Origin of the sequence: Sedimentibacter sp., assembly GCF_032080165.1 — a bacterium.
Classification (GTDB): domain Bacteria; phylum Bacillota; class Clostridia; order Tissierellales; family Sedimentibacteraceae; genus Sedimentibacter.
Genome location: NZ_DAMASY010000019.1, coordinates 14,207 through 33,388 on the forward strand (window position 1 = coordinate 14,207; position 19,182 = coordinate 33,388).

18 protein-coding genes are annotated in these 19,182 nt (G+C 33.8%); 2 read left to right on the forward strand and 16 right to left on the reverse strand.

The annotated features are described in order from the left end of the window. Window positions 1–56: 56 nt before the first annotated feature. Both RT412_RS16810 and RT412_RS16815 read right to left on the reverse strand, forming a co-directional pair. Window positions 57–1,967: a sigma 54-interacting transcriptional regulator gene (locus RT412_RS16810; protein WP_313346884.1), complete on the reverse strand. Its 1,911-nt coding sequence runs from the start codon at window positions 1,965–1,967 to the stop codon at window positions 57–59. Between the two features lie 957 nt (window positions 1,968–2,924). After that, complete coding sequence (locus RT412_RS16815; RefSeq protein WP_313346889.1) at window positions 2,925–4,343, reverse strand: dipeptidase; 1,419 nt, start codon at window positions 4,341–4,343, stop codon at window positions 2,925–2,927. Window positions 4,344–4,687: 344 nt separating this feature from the next. Here RT412_RS16815 and RT412_RS16820 point away from each other — a divergent pair, with 344 nt between their 5' ends. Further along, window positions 4,688–4,858: a DUF3825 domain-containing protein gene (locus tag RT412_RS16820; RefSeq protein WP_398439705.1), complete on the forward strand. Its 171-nt coding sequence runs from the start codon at window positions 4,688–4,690 to the stop codon at window positions 4,856–4,858. A gap of 401 nt (window positions 4,859–5,259) precedes the next feature. Here RT412_RS16820 and RT412_RS16825 read toward each other — a convergent pair whose 3' ends face one another. Continuing rightward, entirely contained in the window at window positions 5,260–5,472 is a 213-nt protein-coding gene (locus RT412_RS16825) for a hypothetical protein (protein ID WP_313346891.1), read from the reverse strand. Between the two features lie 271 nt (window positions 5,473–5,743). After that, window positions 5,744–6,307 carry an SLOG family protein gene (locus RT412_RS16830; RefSeq protein ID WP_313346893.1) on the reverse strand — a complete coding sequence of 188 codons (564 nt, stop codon included), beginning with the start codon at window positions 6,305–6,307 and terminating at the stop codon, window positions 5,744–5,746. A gap of 165 nt (window positions 6,308–6,472) precedes the next feature. Here RT412_RS16830 and RT412_RS16835 point away from each other — a divergent pair, with 165 nt between their 5' ends. After that, entirely contained in the window at window positions 6,473–6,712 is a 240-nt protein-coding gene (locus tag RT412_RS16835; RefSeq protein WP_313346896.1) for a helix-turn-helix transcriptional regulator, read from the forward strand. A 307-nt stretch (window positions 6,713–7,019) separates the two neighbouring features. On the opposite strand, the gene RT412_RS16840 is transcribed toward RT412_RS16835, so the two are convergent. The 12 genes from RT412_RS16840 to RT412_RS16895 form a co-directional block, all read right to left on the reverse strand. Then, entirely contained in the window at window positions 7,020–8,393 is a 1,374-nt protein-coding gene (locus RT412_RS16840) for a M14 family zinc carboxypeptidase (RefSeq protein ID WP_313346898.1), read from the reverse strand. Window positions 8,394–8,465: 72 nt separating this feature from the next. Continuing rightward, window positions 8,466–10,082, reverse strand: a complete 1,617-nt coding sequence (locus RT412_RS16845; protein WP_313346900.1) for an ABC transporter substrate-binding protein — start codon at window positions 10,080–10,082, stop codon at window positions 8,466–8,468. Between the two features lie 64 nt (window positions 10,083–10,146). Continuing rightward, a complete protein-coding gene (locus RT412_RS16850) occupies window positions 10,147–11,142 on the reverse strand; it encodes an ABC transporter ATP-binding protein (protein ID WP_313346902.1) in 996 nt (331 codons plus the stop codon). Between the two features lies 1 nt (window position 11,143). After that, entirely contained in the window at window positions 11,144–12,109 is a 966-nt protein-coding gene (locus RT412_RS16855; protein ID WP_313346905.1) for an ABC transporter ATP-binding protein, read from the reverse strand. Between the two features lie 9 nt (window positions 12,110–12,118). Continuing rightward, window positions 12,119–12,979: an ABC transporter permease gene (locus RT412_RS16860; protein WP_313346907.1), complete on the reverse strand. Its 861-nt coding sequence runs from the start codon at window positions 12,977–12,979 to the stop codon at window positions 12,119–12,121. 20 nt (window positions 12,980–12,999) lie between these two features. Then, window positions 13,000–13,965, reverse strand: a complete 966-nt coding sequence (locus RT412_RS16865) for an ABC transporter permease (RefSeq protein ID WP_313346910.1) — start codon at window positions 13,963–13,965, stop codon at window positions 13,000–13,002. Between the two features lie 42 nt (window positions 13,966–14,007). Next, window positions 14,008–14,478 carry a pyridoxamine 5'-phosphate oxidase family protein gene (locus RT412_RS16870; protein WP_313346913.1) on the reverse strand — a complete coding sequence of 157 codons (471 nt, stop codon included), beginning with the start codon at window positions 14,476–14,478 and terminating at the stop codon, window positions 14,008–14,010. A 20-nt stretch (window positions 14,479–14,498) separates the two neighbouring features. Beyond that, window positions 14,499–16,142 (reverse strand): M20/M25/M40 family metallo-hydrolase, encoded by a 1,644-nt coding sequence (locus RT412_RS16875; protein ID WP_313346915.1) that lies wholly within the window; start codon window positions 16,140–16,142, stop codon window positions 14,499–14,501. A 10-nt stretch (window positions 16,143–16,152) separates the two neighbouring features. Further along, entirely contained in the window at window positions 16,153–16,995 is an 843-nt protein-coding gene (locus tag RT412_RS16880; protein WP_313346917.1) for a MurR/RpiR family transcriptional regulator, read from the reverse strand. Between the two features lie 360 nt (window positions 16,996–17,355). Then, entirely contained in the window at window positions 17,356–18,015 is a 660-nt protein-coding gene (locus RT412_RS16885; RefSeq protein WP_313346919.1) for a TetR/AcrR family transcriptional regulator, read from the reverse strand. A 40-nt stretch (window positions 18,016–18,055) separates the two neighbouring features. Beyond that, on the reverse strand, window positions 18,056–18,457 hold the full coding sequence (locus tag RT412_RS16890; protein ID WP_313346921.1) for a hypothetical protein: 402 nt from the start codon (window positions 18,455–18,457) through the stop codon (window positions 18,056–18,058). A gap of 42 nt (window positions 18,458–18,499) precedes the next feature. After that, entirely contained in the window at window positions 18,500–18,901 is a 402-nt protein-coding gene (locus RT412_RS16895) for a hypothetical protein (RefSeq protein WP_313346923.1), read from the reverse strand. Window positions 18,902–19,182 lie beyond the last annotated feature (281 nt).

Consider the following 19,182-nt stretch of genomic DNA (forward strand, 5'->3'; position numbering starts at 1 on the left):
ACAAAAATTAAAATAGGACATGTCTTTTTGACACACCCTATCATTTTGACGTGTCATTATGACACTGTTTCTTCCATATCTCCAACTTTTCTCCACATAGTAGATAAACTTATACCTAATTTGCGTGCTGCTGCTGTTTTGTTGCCACCGCATTCCCTCAACGCTCTCTTAATCATCATTCGCTCCATTTCTGCTATAGTAATAGATTCAGTTGCTTCAAACAATTCTGTAGCATTTTTGCTTTCATTAACTGCTCCTACTGCTTCAAGTATGCACTTTTCATCAATTCTTTCAAAATTTGATATAACAAAAGCTCTCTCTAAAATGTTTGACAGCTGTCTGACATTACCTTCATATTTTATTTCCGTTAATATCTTAATAGCTTCATCAGTTATATATACTTTGCCTATGCTCATCTTTTTACATATATCATCTATAAGATGCTCGGCTAATTTGGGAATATCACTCTTTCTCTTTTCCAAGGAAGGCAGCTGCAGCTCTAATACGCTTAATCTATAATACAAATCTTCTCTGAAGCTCTTATCAAAAACTTCCTTTATCAAGTCCTTATTTGTTGCAGACAAAATTCTTACATCCACAGGAATAACCTTATCATCACCAATTCTAATTATTTCCTTTTCCTGAATTACTCTCAATAACCTTGCCTGTACATCTAATGATGCCTCGCTAATCTCATCCAAAAAAATTGTCCCTGTGTGTGCAAGTTCAAATATTCCTGCCTTGCCTTCATAATTCGCGCCGCTGAATGCACCCTTTACATATCCAAACAACTCACTTTCCAAGAGATTTGGCGGAAGAGCTGCACAGTTTATAGCAACAAACGGTTTAGATACTCTCTTACTGGCATTGTGAATACTTTGAGCAAATATTTCTTTGCCTGTTCCTGTATCTCCTCTGATTAATACAGTACTATCAACCTGTGAATATCTGAAAGCCTTGCTCTTACAAGACTTCATAACTTCACTTATACCTATAATATCATCAAAGGTCTTTCTTGCAACATGACCTTTGTGCATTTGTTTTTTTCTAATTTTTGTATCCAACTCCTTGATACTGCTAATCTCCTGAATCGTTACAACAGCCCCTCTTATTTCTCCTTCAACAATAATCGGAGAAGAACTTATAACTAAATCATTGTCGTTTATTGTAATCAAATCACCATTGATTAGTTCTCCATTTTCTATTGTTCTCATTATTTTAGAACTTGATATAATATTATCTAAGGCGTAACTTGATTTATTTATACTGTTAATCCCAATATACTTCAGAGCAATTGGGTTTGCAGTTATTAAATCTCCATTTTTATTAATTGCAAATATACCATTTGTTATGTTTGAAATTATTGATTTTATTAGTTCATATTTTTCTTCCCGCTCTATATGTATCCTAAGCTCATAAAGGGCATTGGTAATCGCTTCATCTATAACTCTTTCATCAGCTTCAATTAAAACATGATTAAGACCCAACCTGCGAGCTGTTGACACAACTAAATTTCCTCCCACAAAGGTATTTATCCCCATTTCGTGCAAGCTGTTAATATTAGCCTCGATTTGAGAACCGTCCGGGAGAATTACTATATGAATTTTCTGTCCTTCTTTCTCTATGTACTCTACTGCTCTCTTTGCCAATCTAAATGCATCAATGAAACCGATAAGAGCAACCTCATTATTAATCTCCAATGCATTTTTAAGAGCATTAGCAAAATGAAAAAAGTCATATTTAATATCAATTACCGGAATATCTAAATTATTTTTTAAGTAATTAGCTGTCATTCCTCTGCTTAAAATAACTTTTGCACCTTCATTAACTTTTTCTCTGGCAAGCTTAACAGCATCCTCTGTTTGCATATGATAAACCGGAAAATTAATCCCACGTTTTTTTTGCACACTAATGACTTTTTCAACTAAGCTTTTATTTGGTAAAATCCCAATTATACGATTCTCCATTAAAGTACCTCTTTTAAAATGCCAAAATCAAATTATCTTACAATTCATATAAAACGTTATCTTTTAATTTTAACACTGTTATCTACAAAACTCAATGTTTAAATTTAATATAATAGGTATCAAAAAATAACTCCCACCACAATGTGATGGGGTTATTACATTAACTAAGTTCATTTAACTCTTTTGCTATTTCATAAGAGATAATGTGATATTGTTCTGAATCCTTATAAGCTTTTTCTTTGTGCATGTAATCGACAATTTCCCTTGAGCTATAATTCTTAAATTTACTTGATAATTATACAAATCGTGATTTTAATTACTGTGTGTTCTAATTTTCAGTTAACAAATACAGATATTACCCAAATTACACTCCTTGAAGATTTTAAATATAAATTCAGGATATTCATATGTTTTTTTAACAACAAGAACCGATAGCATTGTGCGCTATTTTTGCATAACATAAAAGTCCTTAGCCATTTATAGAACATCTAATAGTATATCTATGTAATTATACCGTGCTTAGGTAATAATTCATTTTTTACATAAAACTTATGTAATGTTAATGCATCGTGAAAATACTTCCAATCAGATACTTGAAAGTTTTCTTTTCTATCATAAATTTTTAAATCCTTATCTATAACCTCCACTACTTCATAAAACCACGTTCAACAGTATCTCTTATAGAAAGAATTTCAATAAATTTATCTTTTATTTCATCCCATTTAGCTGGCTTGGATTCATATAAATCTATATGGCTTCTAACTTGATTATTTAAAAAAAAAAATATGAAAAAGCGCATCCATAAACCTGTTTAAATTATTTATTTCAAGACAACTCTCTTCACTATAGTACTTATTATATTTCCCGAACTTTTGTTTTGTTACCCCTAATAGACACACAAAAACCAGCCATATAATCAAATATGGCCGGCTTAATCGTTCAATAATAAGAAAAGATTTAATTTTCAATATAGAAAATTCTTGTTTCCCGAGTAACTTTGCCACTATTATTTTCACCTTCAAAAGTTACAACATGGAATTTTTCTATTAAAGGTTCATCAATTTGTAAACTTAATTCGCCTGTTTCTTCATCATATTCGGGTGAATACACTATACCGTCTACTATTACTCTAAATTTAGACTCATCTATATGACTGCCTTTATCCTTTAAAACCTCGGCTTTTAAAAGTGGTGTATAGCTGCTAACACCTTCACCCATTTGAATATCAGGAACAATAGTTATACCTTGTCCTGCATTTTCAGGATCTTTTTCAGCTGAATTTTGAACTTCTTTCATTACCCTAAGTGTATTTTTACCTAAAATCTTTTCTATTTCAGATTTTTTATATCCACGTTCAACCAGTTCTTCTGTTATCCTATAATAGAATGATGCATTTGGTAAATCTACCGGCATTCCTCCACCGTCAAAATCAGAACCCAAACCAACATAATCAATACCAACTAAATCAATCACATACTCAATATGATCCACCAATTTTTTTAGATCACGATCACCTACGGGTCCTAAATAGCCTGCATAAAAGTTTTGCTGTACTATACCATTAGTGTTAGCTATAGCAATTATCTGTTCATCTGTAAGATTTCTCGCATGTTCAAACAAACCCATAACATTTGAATGAGAAGCCATAATTGGAGCTTCTGCTACTTCTATAACATCCCAAAATGTTTCTTCATTCATATGAGATACATCAACAATCATACCTAATCTATTCATTTCCTTAACTACTTCAACACCAAGATTAGTTAAACCGCCTTCAGAAGGAGTTCCATCTACATACTTCTCATTGACGCCTTCACCTAATGAATTGGAATTACTCCAACATAAACCTACTACTCTAATTCCAAGATCATAATATTGATTAAGTAATTCAATAGCATTATATTCTTCAAGCGAATATGCTCCTTCAATTGTTGGTACGCCCACTGATTTTCCTTCACGCGCTAATTCTTCTATTTCATTTACCGAAAAAGCAAGTCCAAATTTTTCTGAATTCATTCTCTCTGTCCAGTGCAATGCATTAATTAGCGATAGCAATCTACTGCCTGCTCGTCCAATTTGTGTATAACCGGATGTATATGAACCAAAGAATGCTACATCCAATCCCCCTGCTTCCATTTTAGGAATATCCAATTGTGCATTAGATAATAAATTCCCGATATTATTGACAGGCAACCAAGTATTACTATCAATAACTCTCAACATTGTATCATTGTGTGTATCAATGGTAATCGCATCATCATGAATTTTTAAAGCATTTTCCGATATAGCAGGAACTGCTACGGCAATTGTTGAACTTCCAATAACAAATAATAAAACTAATAAAAAAACTAAAATTTTTTCCATACCTCTTTTCATAAATCACCCTCCATTTTTTATTTTTAGAATTTTAAAATTCTAAATTTTTCTGAATTAGATGAAGCAATCTGTCTCCATTAACAATTTATATAAAACGTTAATAGTAAAGGATAAATTAATGAGAAAAACATAGCTTGTCTTATTATTATATTATTTTATTTTAAAAAATATGTAATATTTTGCTATCTATAAAAATTTTATAAATTATCTGCCTGAAAAATCTATCTTCAAAGGGTACTGCTGCAACAAGAATAATACTAATAGAGCCTGTATGTCAATGATAAAGAACTTGATCTGATATTGATTTTTCGCAGGCTACCTCAAAACAAAGCGGTAAATCAAAAATACAACTATTACTACCACTTTTTATGCAAAGTAGAGATATTGCTGATTTAGCTATAGTAGTTGATAAAGGCGAATATGATTATGTAGGAAAAACTATATTAACACTTGAATGGGCATACGTTAATTCAAGGAGAATTGTGAAACCTGATGTTGATTGGTTGAAAATTTAAAATAGGTATTGACAAACGTTAAAATATTGTATATATTGATATTACATACTATAACACATAATATATATTAGACTTAAAAAGTATTTGATTAAAGACAATAGATATAAAAAGTGATATTTAGAGTTATTAGAAACAAAGGGCTACGTAAATTGTAGCCCTTTTTAAATTTAAAAATGATGTTTCCTTAATCGCTATAAATCAGCATCACAAGCCTTTAGGGCTGGCACTGAAAAACCAGTTTCGACGCCCGACATTAAAGCGACGTATTCTGTTTACAGCATAATCGAAACAGCTAAAGCGAATGGACTAAATACAATGGTGACCTAATTTTCGATGAACCAGCTGCCCTATTTTTAGATTAGCATAAACAAAAGTAACATAGTCATTATGAAACCATTAATTTAGCCTTTATGACATAGCGAACAGCAAGTTTTACATCCGTCTGCATCACTATATGTTTCTTTAGCTTTATCAACAGCATCAAAGCAATTACTGTAGAATCCCAAATATTTTTTGCTTAATATATTTAATTCATTTGCATGTTCTTCTGTATGAACCTCATGATGATAACCGGGATTTAATGTTGGGTTATTATTTACATAATAATACGGCATATTTTATATCTCCTTCTTATTTTATAATTTTGTAGAAATATCAATTATGCAAAACTAACCGTCATATATATCATCACCTCGATAAAAATATTATGGTAATTCAGTTTTCGAACTCCAGTTTTATTTAATATTATATTATCATAAATTACATATTTTTACAATACATTTTCGAACTTTTGTTTGATTTGATTGTAGAAATTATTTATTAAACAAAAAAATCCCCAAATATAAGTTATTGGAAATTTTTTATAAGGAGCTGCTATATATACCATTACATTATTGGACGCATTAAGCTTTTTTGCTTTCTATCTTTTAAATTGATATCGTTATATGAATTGCACAAGTTTATAATTTGTATTGACTGCCTTTCTGCATATTCCACAGTGTATCTCGTTCCACCACTGCTTCCGTCATAATAACAAATTAATCTGCTGCTGTTATCAACCATATATCTGTTTCTTTCATGGTAACTTTCACTCTGATAATGTTTATTTAAAGTTATTACATCATCACATTTGGGCAAAGCATTAAAATATTTTTCCCTATCCTTTTCCTTCCATTTAGCCGCTTGTTCTTCAAAGGGTACTACTGCAACAAGATTAATACTAATAGGATCTGTAAGTCTAACTATTTGTTTTCGTATTAAAACCTGTTCTGCGCAAATTAACTCAAATCCATAACATGCACCAAACATAAATGTATCATAACCTTCTGATATCGCTTTATTGATTTCATAAATCAAGCTTTGTATCATTAAATTAAATTCATTTTTACTTTTAGGTAATTTTTCAGTTCTATGTCCGATAAAACAAAGGGTTTTATTTCTATCTATCATAATATCCGTTCTCCCACATAAATTACGGAAATATACATAAAATAACTATTAACGTCACATCGTTAACCATTATAATATCAGCCGTCAATTTTGTCAACGATGTATCGGTAATTATTTTATTAACATTCTGCTATACTTTTAATAAAAATTAAGGGGTGTGGAACTATGACTATTAAAAAAGCGATTTCTCAAAGAATATTACAACTATGTCAAGAGAACAACATAACCATAAATAAGCTTTCAACAATATCCGGCATCACGCAATCAACCTTAAATGATATTGTATATGGTAAGAGCAAAAACCCGACAATTAAAACTATATACTTTATTTGCTTTGGCTTAAAAATAGATTTGAAAGACTTTTTTAATTCTGAATTATTTCAGGATATTACTGATAATGATTAATATAATACATACAAAAAACAGCTACAAAAAATGCAGCTGTGTAATCTTCGTATACTCAACTTAATTATATCACAATTCCTTTATCACAAGCTTATATTATTCCCCCTCAGCCATTGAACAGTAATAATACTTCCCCACATTAGTGTAGATTTATCATCTAATGAAGGATATCCCCCTTATACGGATAGATATTTATATTCAAGCAGCAGGAATTTTCAATCTGATATAAACAGCTTTTCATGCCTATAGATTAATTCATAATACAGCCCCTCAATATTGGGGGCTGTATTGGTTAGTCTTCATTTTTTTATCTGCGTCTTGCTACAATCAAGCCGCATTCTATTTGAATCCTCACAAGATCCCGTATTGGTACAACCTTATAATTTAATTTGTTTTCAAGATATTCACATTCATCCTTCAGGTTATTTGACAGCACTTCGTATACTTCCTCCAGCCGGCTAAATGCTTCATTGTCTTCACATCTCTCCTTTTTCAGCCTGTCCAGCTCATACTGACAAGCTCTTGCGGCAAGACTTGTTGAAAGGCTGTTATAAAATTTACTTACCAGCTCATTATCAAATACTTCCGATACTTTCGCAAGTCTTTCAAATTCGGGATTATCCGACCACTTCATTTGGGCATCAGCAAAAGAATCCAAGCCTTCAATAATCTGCTCCACAAGCAAAATGAAGGGATTATCCGCAACAATATACTTTCTGATTTTGTTCAATTCTCTATCCAAACATCTATAATGCTCAACTGTATTTTTTATTTTATCTCTTATAGACTGCTTTCTTGTTATATCGGCAGGTGAAGCGTCCGATATTCTGTCATCTGCAAAATACGGCAGTTCAGTCATCAGTGTCACACAATCATTGTATCTTGATGCATAATCAGAACTGCTGGTACCTCCCTGACATATTTTTTCTGGAGGGATGTCCGAATATCTTTCCAAATAGTTATATTCTTCAGATATACCGGACATTTTGTAAATTGCATCTGATAATTTTATGCATGCAGGACTTTCCGCCTCTCCCAATTGGAGAGCAACCCCGTTTTTCAGTGCGGTTTTTCTTAACTCATCATATATGTCGTCATATTCATGAGTGATGTACCAATAGGCTCCGCAAAGACCTGCATTATGCAAAGTATACATAAATTCCGGTCTTGTTTTTTCTATAATATTCATTATTGCCTTCGTTTCGGGCAATGCATCATTGAAACGGAGCTTCTTATAATCTATGGGAAACGTCCATTCCACCTGTTTATTACTTGCAGGTCTAAAATAATTCTTCATATAATTATAGATATTGAACGGTCCTTTAAACCAGTTTTCATTTAGTTTTGTTCCGTCAGGATCAACACATTTGATTATATACCATGTATATTCTGTTGATTCCCTGAATTCATCGTCCTCAGCCAGTGCCCTTGACAGATATTCCAGTGTCATTGCCCCTATGGGTTCATTTGGATGAGGGCAGGCAAAGCAAAGAGCGTTCTTTTTTCCTTTGCCGATTTTTAAACATAATATACGATGATTTTCTCTTGACCTGCCTGCTTCGAAAACTTCCACAACCTCTGGATAATCTCTTCGAAGCTGAAGTGTACTTTCATCCATCTCGTCAACAGTTAAAAATACCTTGTAATCCGGAACATTTTCTACTATTTTGTTTATATTCACGCTATGCCTCCGATGTTTTTCATTACCTTAAATTGCCCGCAAACATAAAGTATGTACGTACAATTATTTTATTTATTTGTTCAGCCAAACATAAGTGTATTCATGGAATCCCGTTTTATCTATGGCCTCTTCTGATGTCGGATGTCCCATAATATATGACTGATACGGTATGACAGATATATATTCTGATATTGGAACTACCGGAACATCATTAACAATGTATTTCTGAGCTTCTTTATAGTACGGTGCTCTTTCATCCTGTACTACATACGCTGCACCCTTGGTTAAAGCTTCATCAACCTTCGGGTTTGAATAACCCATTAAATTAATGACTTCATCCGTTGCGAATCTTGGTTTAAGTGCTCCCGGATCAGGTCCTTGATATCCGGCAAGCAGTGAAAATTCATAATTCCTTCCGTACCATACCTTTTCATCCCAGGCAGCACCTTCCATTACATTGATTTTAACATCAATACCGACTTCTTTTAAGTTATCCTTCAGTATGGCAGCTATATCAGGAAACGGTTCAATATTGAAAACATCAAAGGATGCGCTGAAATATATACCGTTTGAATCCGCCTTATAACCGGCATCTTCTATCAGCTGTCTTGCTTTTTCAACATCTCTTTCCGGGAATAGATCTGTGGTGTTCAATGCCCAATCGTATACAGGAGTCATAGCCGTATTGGATCTTTCGCCTACACCCTTTAACGCCTTTTTGATTACATCATCCTTATCAATACCCAACGAAACAGCCTGTCTTAATTTTTCATTTGCAAAAATGCTTTCTTTTACATTAAAAAACACATAATACCTGGATGGCCAATACTGCTTACCGATTTTAAGATTCGGATCAGATTGAAATTTTTGTATTTCTGACAGAGGCGGTTCTATACCCAAAACATCCAGCTCATTGTTATATAAAGCTTGTACAGCCGTGTTTGCATCCGGTATTATAGAAAAAATTACTTTATCCAGATACGCAACGTCTCCCCAATAACCATCATATCTTTCGAGAGTGACACTTACACCCTTTTCATGTTTGACAAATTTAAAAGGTCCTGTTCCTATTGGATTTTGATTTGCAGGGTTAGTGCCCCAGTCAGTTCCTTCATAAATATGCTTAGGTATAATGTAGCATGCATCCCACGCCAGATATCCAAGCAGTGCAGAATCATTGTTTTTCAGCTTAAATACAACAGTATTGTCATCCGGCGCGGTTATTTCCTCCACTGATGTAAGTGAACCTGCCAGCTGTCCGTTTTGGCTGATAATAGTATCAAATGTAAATTTTACATCTGCTGATGAAAATGCTTCTCCATCATGCCATTTTACATTTTCATTTAAATAAAATATTATTTCTTTTCCATCCTCTGATACCTCATAGCTTTTAGCTAAATCCGGTACTATTTTTTGCTCGTTAGTTATTTTTACCAATCTGTTAAAGATATTTTCCGCAATGGGCTGCAAATATCCGTCAGCTTGAAAATCCGGATTGTAGGTTGCAGGGTCACCGGTCATTCCTACTATCAATGTTCCGCCCTTTTTAGGTGTAATATCACCCGATTTGTTATCCGCCGGTGTTTGTTGATTACTTGGCGGAGTCTCTTTTCCCGCATCAGCACTGCCGCATCCCGAAAATATTCCCATGATTAGACAGACTGTCAATAATAATGCTATTTTTTTCATTTTATCCTCCTAATTTAATATTTGAAAACTTAAAAGTTCTCTGTTCGGTATTAATAAATCAAAATCAATTATTATTAATAAAATGACATGAAGCAAAATGATTATCTTCTATGGTTGTTAGCTTGGGATATTTTTTAAAGCATATGTCTTTTTTCATATAGCATCTTGGTGCAAAATAACAGCCCGGTCCGTTATCAATGGGAGTAGGTGGCTCTCCTGTTATTTTTATCATATCCATCTTTTCATCCAGGTTAATAGATGCACAATTTGATATCAGTGTCTTTGTATAGGGATGAACAGGATTGTGCAATACATAATCAGTTGTTCCTGATTCAACTATTCTTCCGAGATACATTACGGCTATTTTGTCTGATATATATCTTGTGGTATTTATATCGTGGCTGATAAATATCAACGCTGCATTACAATCATGAACCAAATCCTGAAGCATCCTGATTATATCTGCTCTTACAGAAACATCTAACATTGAAACAGGCTCATCTGCTATGAGAAATTTTGGTTTCAGAAGCATTGCTCTCATTATCGAAATACGCTGAAGCTGCCCTCCTGACAGTTCGTGGGGAAACCTGTGCAAATAATCTTGTGCAGGAGTTAACCCTACTTCCTCCATTGTCCTGATAGCTGTTGTTATTCTTTCATCATATGTTTTGCCTATACCGTGCAGCTTTAATGTATCAACAATTACTTTCTCTATGGTGTTCCTTGGATCAAATGTATCAAAGGGATTTTGAAAAACCATCTGGATCATTCTCTTGTACGTAAGCCTGTCTCTTTTTATAATTTCATCAGAGGATTCTCCATTAATTAAAATTTTACCTTGAGTAGGCTGTTCAAGCTTTGTCAGCAGCTTAGCCAATGTAGACTTTCCGCATCCGGATTCCCCGATAATACCCATTACCTCTCCGGCCTCCAATTTGAAGCTTATGTTATCAACTGCTTTGACGGTTTTCTTAACAGCGCTTAATTTCTTTTTTTCGTTTACTCTCTGTGTATAATATTTAAAGACGTCATGGACTTCTAAAGTGTAATCATTTCCCATATTAATTATCTCCTCCCGCAGAATGACACATTACCATGCGGCCGTTTTCCAAAATGACTGTACCGGGCTTTTCTTTTAAACATCTCTCTCCTTTTGCCGCACATCTGCTTTCAAATATACATCCGTCGTGCTGAACGCTCAAATCCGGCAATGAGCCTGATATGCCTCTCAGAACCCCTCTTTCGCCTTTCAATGTGGGAAATGATTTTAAAAGACCTTGAGTATACGGATGCTTCGGATTTGAAATTATATCTTTTACAAATCCAAACTCAACAAGATTCCCTGCATACATTACCGCAATTTTTTTGCACGTGTTTGCCACTACAGACATATCATGAGTTATCATTATACGGGTTACGTTAAGTCTTTTTTCAAGCTCTGTTATTTCACTTAGTATCTGTCCCTGTGTTATAACATCCAAGGCTGTTGTTGCTTCGTCCATAATAATGAGCTTCGGATTATGCATCAGGCTCAGTGCAATGGATACCCTCTGCATCATACCGCCTGACAGTTCATGCTGATACATCGTATATACTCTTTGGGGCAGATTTACTAATTCTAAAAGCTCCGTCATCTTGTTCTTTACTTCTGCCTTGGATGCCGTCTTATTATGCAGCATGTATATATCTGACATTTGACTGCCGATTTTATGAATAGGGCTTAATGAATTCATTGATTTCTGGAATACAACGGAAATTTCTTTCCATCTTATATTTTCAAGCTCACTTTCACTTAGATCAAGCAAATTGATACCTTCAAAAATTATTTCACCGCTCACTTCAGTTGTTTTTTTAGGCAGCAATCTCAGTATGGATAAAGCAAGAGTTGATTTTCCCGAGCCCGATTCTCCTACTATACCTAAGGAATCCTGCTGTTCTATATCAAATGATACATTATTGACAGCATGAATACTTTTATTTTTAACCTTATAAATCACATTTTCATTTTTTATTGATAATAATGTCATAAAAGCCTCCTATTTATTACCGTTCAGCCTTGGACTCAGTATGTTGTTCATTCCGTCACCGATCAAATAAAATGTCAAAACCGTAAGTACAATAGCTGCGCCTGAAAATGTTGATATCCACCATCCGTTTGTAAGGTATGCTTTTCCGTTATACACCATTTGTCCCCAGCTGATAATATTAGGGTCTCCCAGACCAAGGAAGCTTAACGCCGATTCCGTCAGTATTGCACCCGATATATTCATAGTAGTATTGGCAATGATGGGGAATATTCCGTTGGGAATAATATGTCTGACCAGAATTCGAAATCTGCTCTCACCGATAGTTTCCAAAGCCTTTACAAAGGTCCTCTGCTTAAGCGACAATGCCTGGGCTCTCATGAGCCGCGAATTTCCGGTCCATGTTGTCAGTCCTATTACTATCATTACGTTCAGCATGCTTGACCCGAATAATGCCACTATAATAAGTATAAGAAAAAAGGTTGGCATCATCAGAAATATGTTTATTATCTCAGATAAAACCGCGTCGATTTTACCCCCGTAAAATCCCGAAATACCTCCAATAAGAGTCCCTATAATTCCTGATATGGAAGCAGCAACAATACCTATAACTATGGATGTTCGTGCTCCGTACAATATTCCGCTGTATATATCTCTTCCTAAACCATCTGTACCAAGTATGTAAGCACTTCCGGGAGGCTCTACCATATCATCATTGAGTTCAAAGGGATCATGAGTGACGAGTAATGGTGCGAATACAGCGAAAAAAATGATTATTGCAAGCAGTATTATCCCTGCTTTAAGCTGTTTAACACTGTTTATGGAGGATAATGCCCTTTTAAATTTTGCTTCTAAGCTGTTTGACCTGTTCATTTTTAATACCTCCTCGGATTTCAATCATATCTTATTCGCGGGTCTATAACGGCATAAATCACATCCACAACAATCATACAGACAGCTATGGAAACCGACAGAACAAGATAAATTCCCATAAGCAGCGGGTAATCCCTTTTTGATATTGCTGTCATCATCAGCCTTCCCATCCCGGGCCACGCAAATACAATTTCAATAATTGCAACTCCTGATATTACATATGCCAAATTTATACCGAATACCGTTATGGTGGGAAGCATGGAGTTCTTAAATATATACCTTTTAAATATTTTACTTTCCTTCATTCCCGCAGCTCTGAATGTAGTTATGTAATCCTCAGACATGGTTTGAATTACAGATGCCCTTGCTATACGGAAAAAATACGGTATCTGAATTAACGTAACTGTTGTCAGCGGCAGCACCAAATGCTTAAGGATATCAAGCGCCTTTGCAAATCCTTCATTTTGTGCCCTTAAATCCACCATCCCGGCAGTTGGAAGGATTTTCAGTGTTGATGCGAATATAAGAATCAGCATGAGCCCCAACCAAAAGCCCGGTGTAGAATCAAATAAATATGATACTCCACACATTACAGAATCAAACAATGATCCCCTTTTCCTTGCAGCATATATACCTGCCGATGTTCCTATTATCAAAGCCAATATTATGCCTGTCAGGGATAAAAGCAATGTAGGTCCGACTTTTTCGATAATTAATTTACTTACAGGTTCACTGCTCATTATGGAATATCCAAGATCACCCTTCAACAGTGTCTTTAAATAGCTGATAAACTGAATATGTATCGGATCATTAAACCCATATTTTTCAGTTAATGCATCGATCATTTCCTGAGAGGGGTTATCTTTACCCGCCAAAAGACTGATAGGATTTCCCGGAGCCATGTGTATTAATAAAAAGTTTATGACTAATGAAACCAAAATTACAAGAATTCCGGTTAATATTCTTTTTCTAAGATATCTTGCCATTATTCTGCTCCTTATAAGTATTTCAGACGGTTAATTTATGTATCAGCCTCTTCTCGCTTTTCCTGTTATATGTTCTATTGTTATTTTTATCACACACGTTTTGTCAAAATCTTCCTCAATATGCTCCAGACCTTGTTTTTTAAACTTCGGTGAATATTTGTCCACCATTAAGACAAGTGCATGTCTCTTTTCTTCGTCGTCTGCTATTTCCGCTTTTCCAAAAACCATTACACTTTCATAGTTTGTTACGAATTCATCTTCAAGTACGGTTGTTTTTCCAACATAGGTAAATGCCACTTTATTGTTGGATGTAATACTTTCATGTATATTCCCGCCGCGTATAAAAAAGTGAACATAAATGTTATCTCCGTCCAGCACATAATTCAGCGGAGTTGAACACGGATATCCGTTTGTCCCGATTGTTCCTATCACTCCATATTCACCGTTTCTTAAAATTTCGCGGCTTTCATCCTCTGAAATCTGTCTGTCTTTTCTTCTCATAGCTTTAAACATACTTGACCTCCACTTAAATGTTATTTATTTTTAAATATATAATTTATTATTTCTTCAATCAATTCCGGTACAACAACAGTCAGGCTTTCTTTGTTCACTCTTTCTGTTGCCTGATGATAATCCTTGCCCCATGGTCCGAATATAATTGAAGGTATGTTCAGCTTTTCTATATCTTCAAAATCTATAGAATATAATTTGCCCCACATAGGAGTATTGAGAGAAAAGCTGTTGTAATCGAACACCTTGTCAGCCGCACAGTAGCTGCAATCCGAAAGTCCTACGGTATAATTTTCATAGGTTAAATCATAATTAAAATTATCATGCGAATAATCCCTTACCAAATTATAGCACTCATCGATTATATGTCCCTTGCCGCTGATTTTTCTGCTGTTTAGAGCCGGATAATAGGGAGGGGCAAATCCCAGCACTGTAACCGGATAGCTTATACCTGTGAAATTCAGTACCGCATCCATAATCTGAATAGTTGCCTGCGGATAATTTATTTCGTTTTTAACTATTTTTTCTGAAATTTCATCATAAAGCTTTTTATAAAAGCTGCTGAATCCTTCCTTATCCTTTTCAGAAGCAATATTCATAAGTTCTTCAAACGAGAGCACCGAGGGTTTAAAATCGATTTCCCGTTCCGAAGAATACATATTCTTGCACTTATATTCTCCGTATATCTTTTTCATCTTGTCTACATATGCTTCAAAAGAATCAGCCGAAATCTTTCTCAGCTTTTCCAGGATTTCATCAGGCGATGTGTAAAAGCTTATTACGCTGAAATATCCGCAGGCTCTGATAGGTATTGACACATCATACTCCACCTTCATATCTTTAAAATAATTCCATGTGGGTGGAACCGTAACTTCTCCGTCAAGCTCGTCACTAAATTCCAAAGACAGTTCAGTCCTTGAAAAAATTTCTCCTAAAACACCAATGGGATTCAGACCGTCAAAGCATCTGCATATATGTGATTTCTGCCCCTGGACTAAAATTACCGGCATACATTTTCCAGCTGTTCCTAAAGAAACAACATGTTTACCGTTAATTTTAAAATTAGGTTCGCAGTCAATTAAAAAAGAATACTCAAGATTAAATTCCTTTTTCAGCTCGCTTAGCAGTTTAACAGCGCCCCTCATTCCGGCAGAATAGGATTCCTCGTCCGGAACTGAAAGAAAAAGAATATTGCCTTCCTTTTCTTTCATCTCCGAGTACTTTTCAAGATATGCAAGCTGAATTGCCAGTCCACCCTTCATATCTGCCGCACCTCTACCGAAAATCCACTCCCCGGAATTCAAATCCTCCAAGGCTTCTGAATTAATACCGATTTCTTTAATTTTCTCGGGAAGCTTTTCAATATCAAATGCATAGTCCCTTATGCTGCCGTAATCGTCTGTCCCCACAACATCATAATGATTCATGAGTACAACCGTCTTGTTAGATTTACCTCTTACCAGACCATATGCAACCTTTCTGTCCAGGTAATCATTTTCAATTTTGAAATTACCGAACAGATTTGGATTTTTTGCAAAATACTTTATATTTTTCATATACTCATATAAATACTCTGGTACTTTATTTTCGTTTTCTGTTGCGGAAAAGCTGCCGATAGAAACGGTTTCCTTTAAAATACTTAAAATTTTCTCCTTAATCTCCTTCACTCCTTTCTTGTCAATCTATATATTCTTCATAACGTATTTTATTTTTTTTAAATTCATCAATTTCGCCTTTATAATTCTCATATAGATAGTTCATCATAAAAAAGATAAAGCTTATGACCGGCGAAGTATCTATTACACCCAACTGTTCATTTCTCCTTAAATTAAATATCAGAGAGTGATCCGATAAATCCTTAAAAGGATTAATAAAGCTGTCGGTTATGGTAATAATGGTGCTTTTGTTTCTTTTGACTATTTCAGCCTGCTCTTTTGTATACTTATAATGCGGTGTAAACGATACTACAATAGTCGCGGAATCTTCGTCTATATCCTCAAAAGTATAAGCATTTTCATACATAAGCTTTGAAAAATACACCCTGCTTCGTATACCATCCAAAAGATGCAGTAATTCGGACGCCGTGCCAAAGGAATCCATAAAGCCTATTATAAGTATTCTTTTCTTGCTCATTAAAACTTCACAAATCTTTTTAAACTCTTCATAATCAATATTCTGATATGATTTACCAAGCTGCAATGTTTGTTTGCGTATGTGTTCATCCATTTCCATATCAGATAACCCGTTCATAAATAGGCCCTTACCGATACTCACATCTAAACTCTCAGCATTATCGACCACACTTTTTTCCATTGCCTTTCGCATGTGTGAAAAGCTTTCGAACCCTAACGCATATGCAAACCTTATTACTGTTACCTCGCTGACCGAAACCTTTTTGCTAAGTTCAGAAGCCGTATCAAATATAACCTGTTCAAAATTATCTATTATATATTTTGCTATCTTCTTATGTGATTTTGATAATGATTCAAATTTATCTTTTACCAAATTAATAAAATCCATCAAACACCTCTTTTTCATGAATGAATTAAATAATTCATTTTTTATTTATTTGTATTAAATATTTCATGTTAATGATAATCATTTTTTATAACTTTGTCAACATTTTATTTTCTCATAAACAAAATATTTACATCAAATTCATATAATATCTGTAATATCAGAGCTTGAATATATTGCAAATTTTCCAATAAATTGAATGCTCGTTATCAAACTTTATTTATAAATATTTTTAGTAAAAAAATAAACACCATAGGATTTAAACAAATCCGGTGATGTTTAGAATAATTCTTTTATTATGTTTGCAATATGTCATACTTACTTTGGGGCTGTCATAACAGAAGTCTTTGTTTCTCGTCCTAATTATTTTAGGTATATATGGCTTTTAGATTTTAAGTTGGATCCAATTCCCTGTTTTAACATTTTAACCGTTTGGTCAACCAATTTATAATAATCATTTTCTTCCAATTGATTTAAATCAACATACTTTTTTCTGCAGTAATCACCAAGGGATATCGATACAGACGTCAGCATATAGGTAATAAAGTCAAGATCAATCTCTGGGTCAATTTCCCCATCTTGAATTTTTTTCAGAAGCAAATCCTTTAAAAATTCATCACTTTTCTCAATACCTGCACCCAAGATCTCCTTTCTAAACTTATTATCAGCAATCTTAATAAAACTGTCGTTAATTGAAGCTAATTTAGGGTTATCCCTTAAAAATTGTAAAGCTCCCCTGTACAGCTCGCAAAGTAATTCAAAGAAATCAAGGTCAACTGCTTTAGCCTGGATATCTCCTAAGTACTTAACTTTATTAACGTTAACAATTTCAATAATATACTTAAATAAATCCTTCTTATCCTCATAATATTGATAAAAGCTTCCCTTTGCAATCCCTGCTTTATCAACTATCCTGCTTATACTGGCATTTTCAAATCCATATTCGTTAAATTCATCAATACTAACCTCTAAAATTAAATTTCGTTTATCGTCAGGTAAATTGAAATAAGTACTTTTAGGCATATAGTCCTCCTTTAAATTCAAAACTATTTACAATATCAACTTAATAAATAAATAATGCTATTAATATCAGTATTAGGCCAAATAACCCTGCTCCAATGTCAATTAGTACTATTTCTCTACCTTTATCCTTCTTGAGCATCTTAGCAACCCAGAACTGAAACTTTTCATAATCAAATATAAAAACGATTGCTTTAATAGCTGTTATTGAGAACAAAAGTGTCAATATAATCGAATAAGGAACATCACTATTTAGATGTTTATACCAGGTGAAACCTACTAAAAATAAACCTACTACTGCCACAGGTACTATCCATTTAGGGCGTTTTTCTGTATAAGTTCTTTCTATAAAACTGTTTTCATCCCACGGAAGCAGATGCATATAAAAAGGCTTTAAGAAGGCTACTATCCCAAAAATTAACCCAAGAATTTTAAAATAATTCATTTTATCATCTCCAAAGATAATTTATTCAAAAAAATTTTCAAACTAATATACAAAGACTCCCAATAAAATCAACCCGATACCTAAAGTTATGGTAGCAATATTAATTTTCACAATAATACTTCTATCCTCTACCAAGGCTTTTTTAGCAAACCTTCTGAAATTCTCATAGTTAAACAAAACTTGAGATACTTTTATCAGAGTTGAAGTAATTATTATAGTAAAAATAATAGAAAACCTCACATCAGTAATCAGCTCCATGTACCATGTAACCCCTACAACTACAAGCCCTATTAATGCTGCTATCCATACCCAGGCTGGCCGTTTCTGTGTATATGCATGTTCGAGCTCAAATTTATTCCATTTCTCAGGTATCAATTGTATTAACAATCTAACTATAACCATTAAAATCCCAAATACAATACTAAAAATTTTAAAATAGTTCATACTATTCATCCTCCTTTAATTGCTTACAGAGATAAATATATAATACCATGTGACTAAGTAGTCATATGACTACTTAGTCACATGGTATTATATATTACTCTAATTGTCAATACTTAATTTAGTAAATTATATAAATATGTTTGTGTAAATCTATATTTGAAACACTTTATTTAGAATGAGTTTTAATAGAAACTTTACATAAATTAATAATTTGTAGTGATTGTTTCGTAAGCGTCAAATACACCCAACCCAAATAACACTTCACCGGATATATAATCAAA

Excerpts from the sequence above, each read along its gene's own strand:
- RT412_RS16825 (WP_313346891.1), bottom strand. The coding sequence starts at position 5,472 with ATGCCGTATTATTATGTAAATAATAACCCAACATTAAATCCCGGTTAT.
- RT412_RS16865 (WP_313346910.1), bottom strand. The coding sequence starts at position 13,965 with ATGGCAAGATATCTTAGAAAAAGAATATTAACCGGAATTCTTGTAATT.
- RT412_RS16845 (WP_313346900.1), bottom strand. The coding sequence starts at position 10,082 with ATGAAAAAAATAGCATTATTATTGACAGTCTGTCTAATCATGGGAATA.
- RT412_RS16870 (WP_313346913.1), bottom strand. The coding sequence starts at position 14,478 with ATGTTTAAAGCTATGAGAAGAAAAGACAGACAGATTTCAGAGGATGAA.
- RT412_RS16895 (WP_313346923.1), bottom strand. The coding sequence starts at position 18,901 with ATGAACTATTTTAAAATTTTTAGTATTGTATTTGGGATTTTAATGGTT.
- RT412_RS16860 (WP_313346907.1), bottom strand. The coding sequence starts at position 12,979 with ATGAACAGGTCAAACAGCTTAGAAGCAAAATTTAAAAGGGCATTATCC.
- RT412_RS16810 (WP_313346884.1), bottom strand. The coding sequence starts at position 1,967 with ATGGAGAATCGTATAATTGGGATTTTACCAAATAAAAGCTTAGTTGAA.
- RT412_RS16815 (WP_313346889.1), bottom strand. The coding sequence starts at position 4,343 with ATGAAAAGAGGTATGGAAAAAATTTTAGTTTTTTTATTAGTTTTATTA.
- RT412_RS16885 (WP_313346919.1), bottom strand. The coding sequence starts at position 18,015 with ATGCCTAAAAGTACTTATTTCAATTTACCTGACGATAAACGAAATTTA.
- RT412_RS16890 (WP_313346921.1), bottom strand. The coding sequence starts at position 18,457 with ATGAATTATTTTAAAATTCTTGGGTTAATTTTTGGGATAGTAGCCTTC.
- RT412_RS16855 (WP_313346905.1), bottom strand. The coding sequence starts at position 12,109 with ATGACATTATTATCAATAAAAAATGAAAATGTGATTTATAAGGTTAAA.
- RT412_RS16880 (WP_313346917.1), bottom strand. The coding sequence starts at position 16,995 with ATGGATTTTATTAATTTGGTAAAAGATAAATTTGAATCATTATCAAAA.
- RT412_RS16850 (WP_313346902.1), bottom strand. The coding sequence starts at position 11,142 with ATGGGAAATGATTACACTTTAGAAGTCCATGACGTCTTTAAATATTAT.
- RT412_RS16835 (WP_313346896.1), top strand. The coding sequence starts at position 6,473 with ATGACTATTAAAAAAGCGATTTCTCAAAGAATATTACAACTATGTCAA.
- RT412_RS16830 (WP_313346893.1), bottom strand. The coding sequence starts at position 6,307 with ATGATAGATAGAAATAAAACCCTTTGTTTTATCGGACATAGAACTGAA.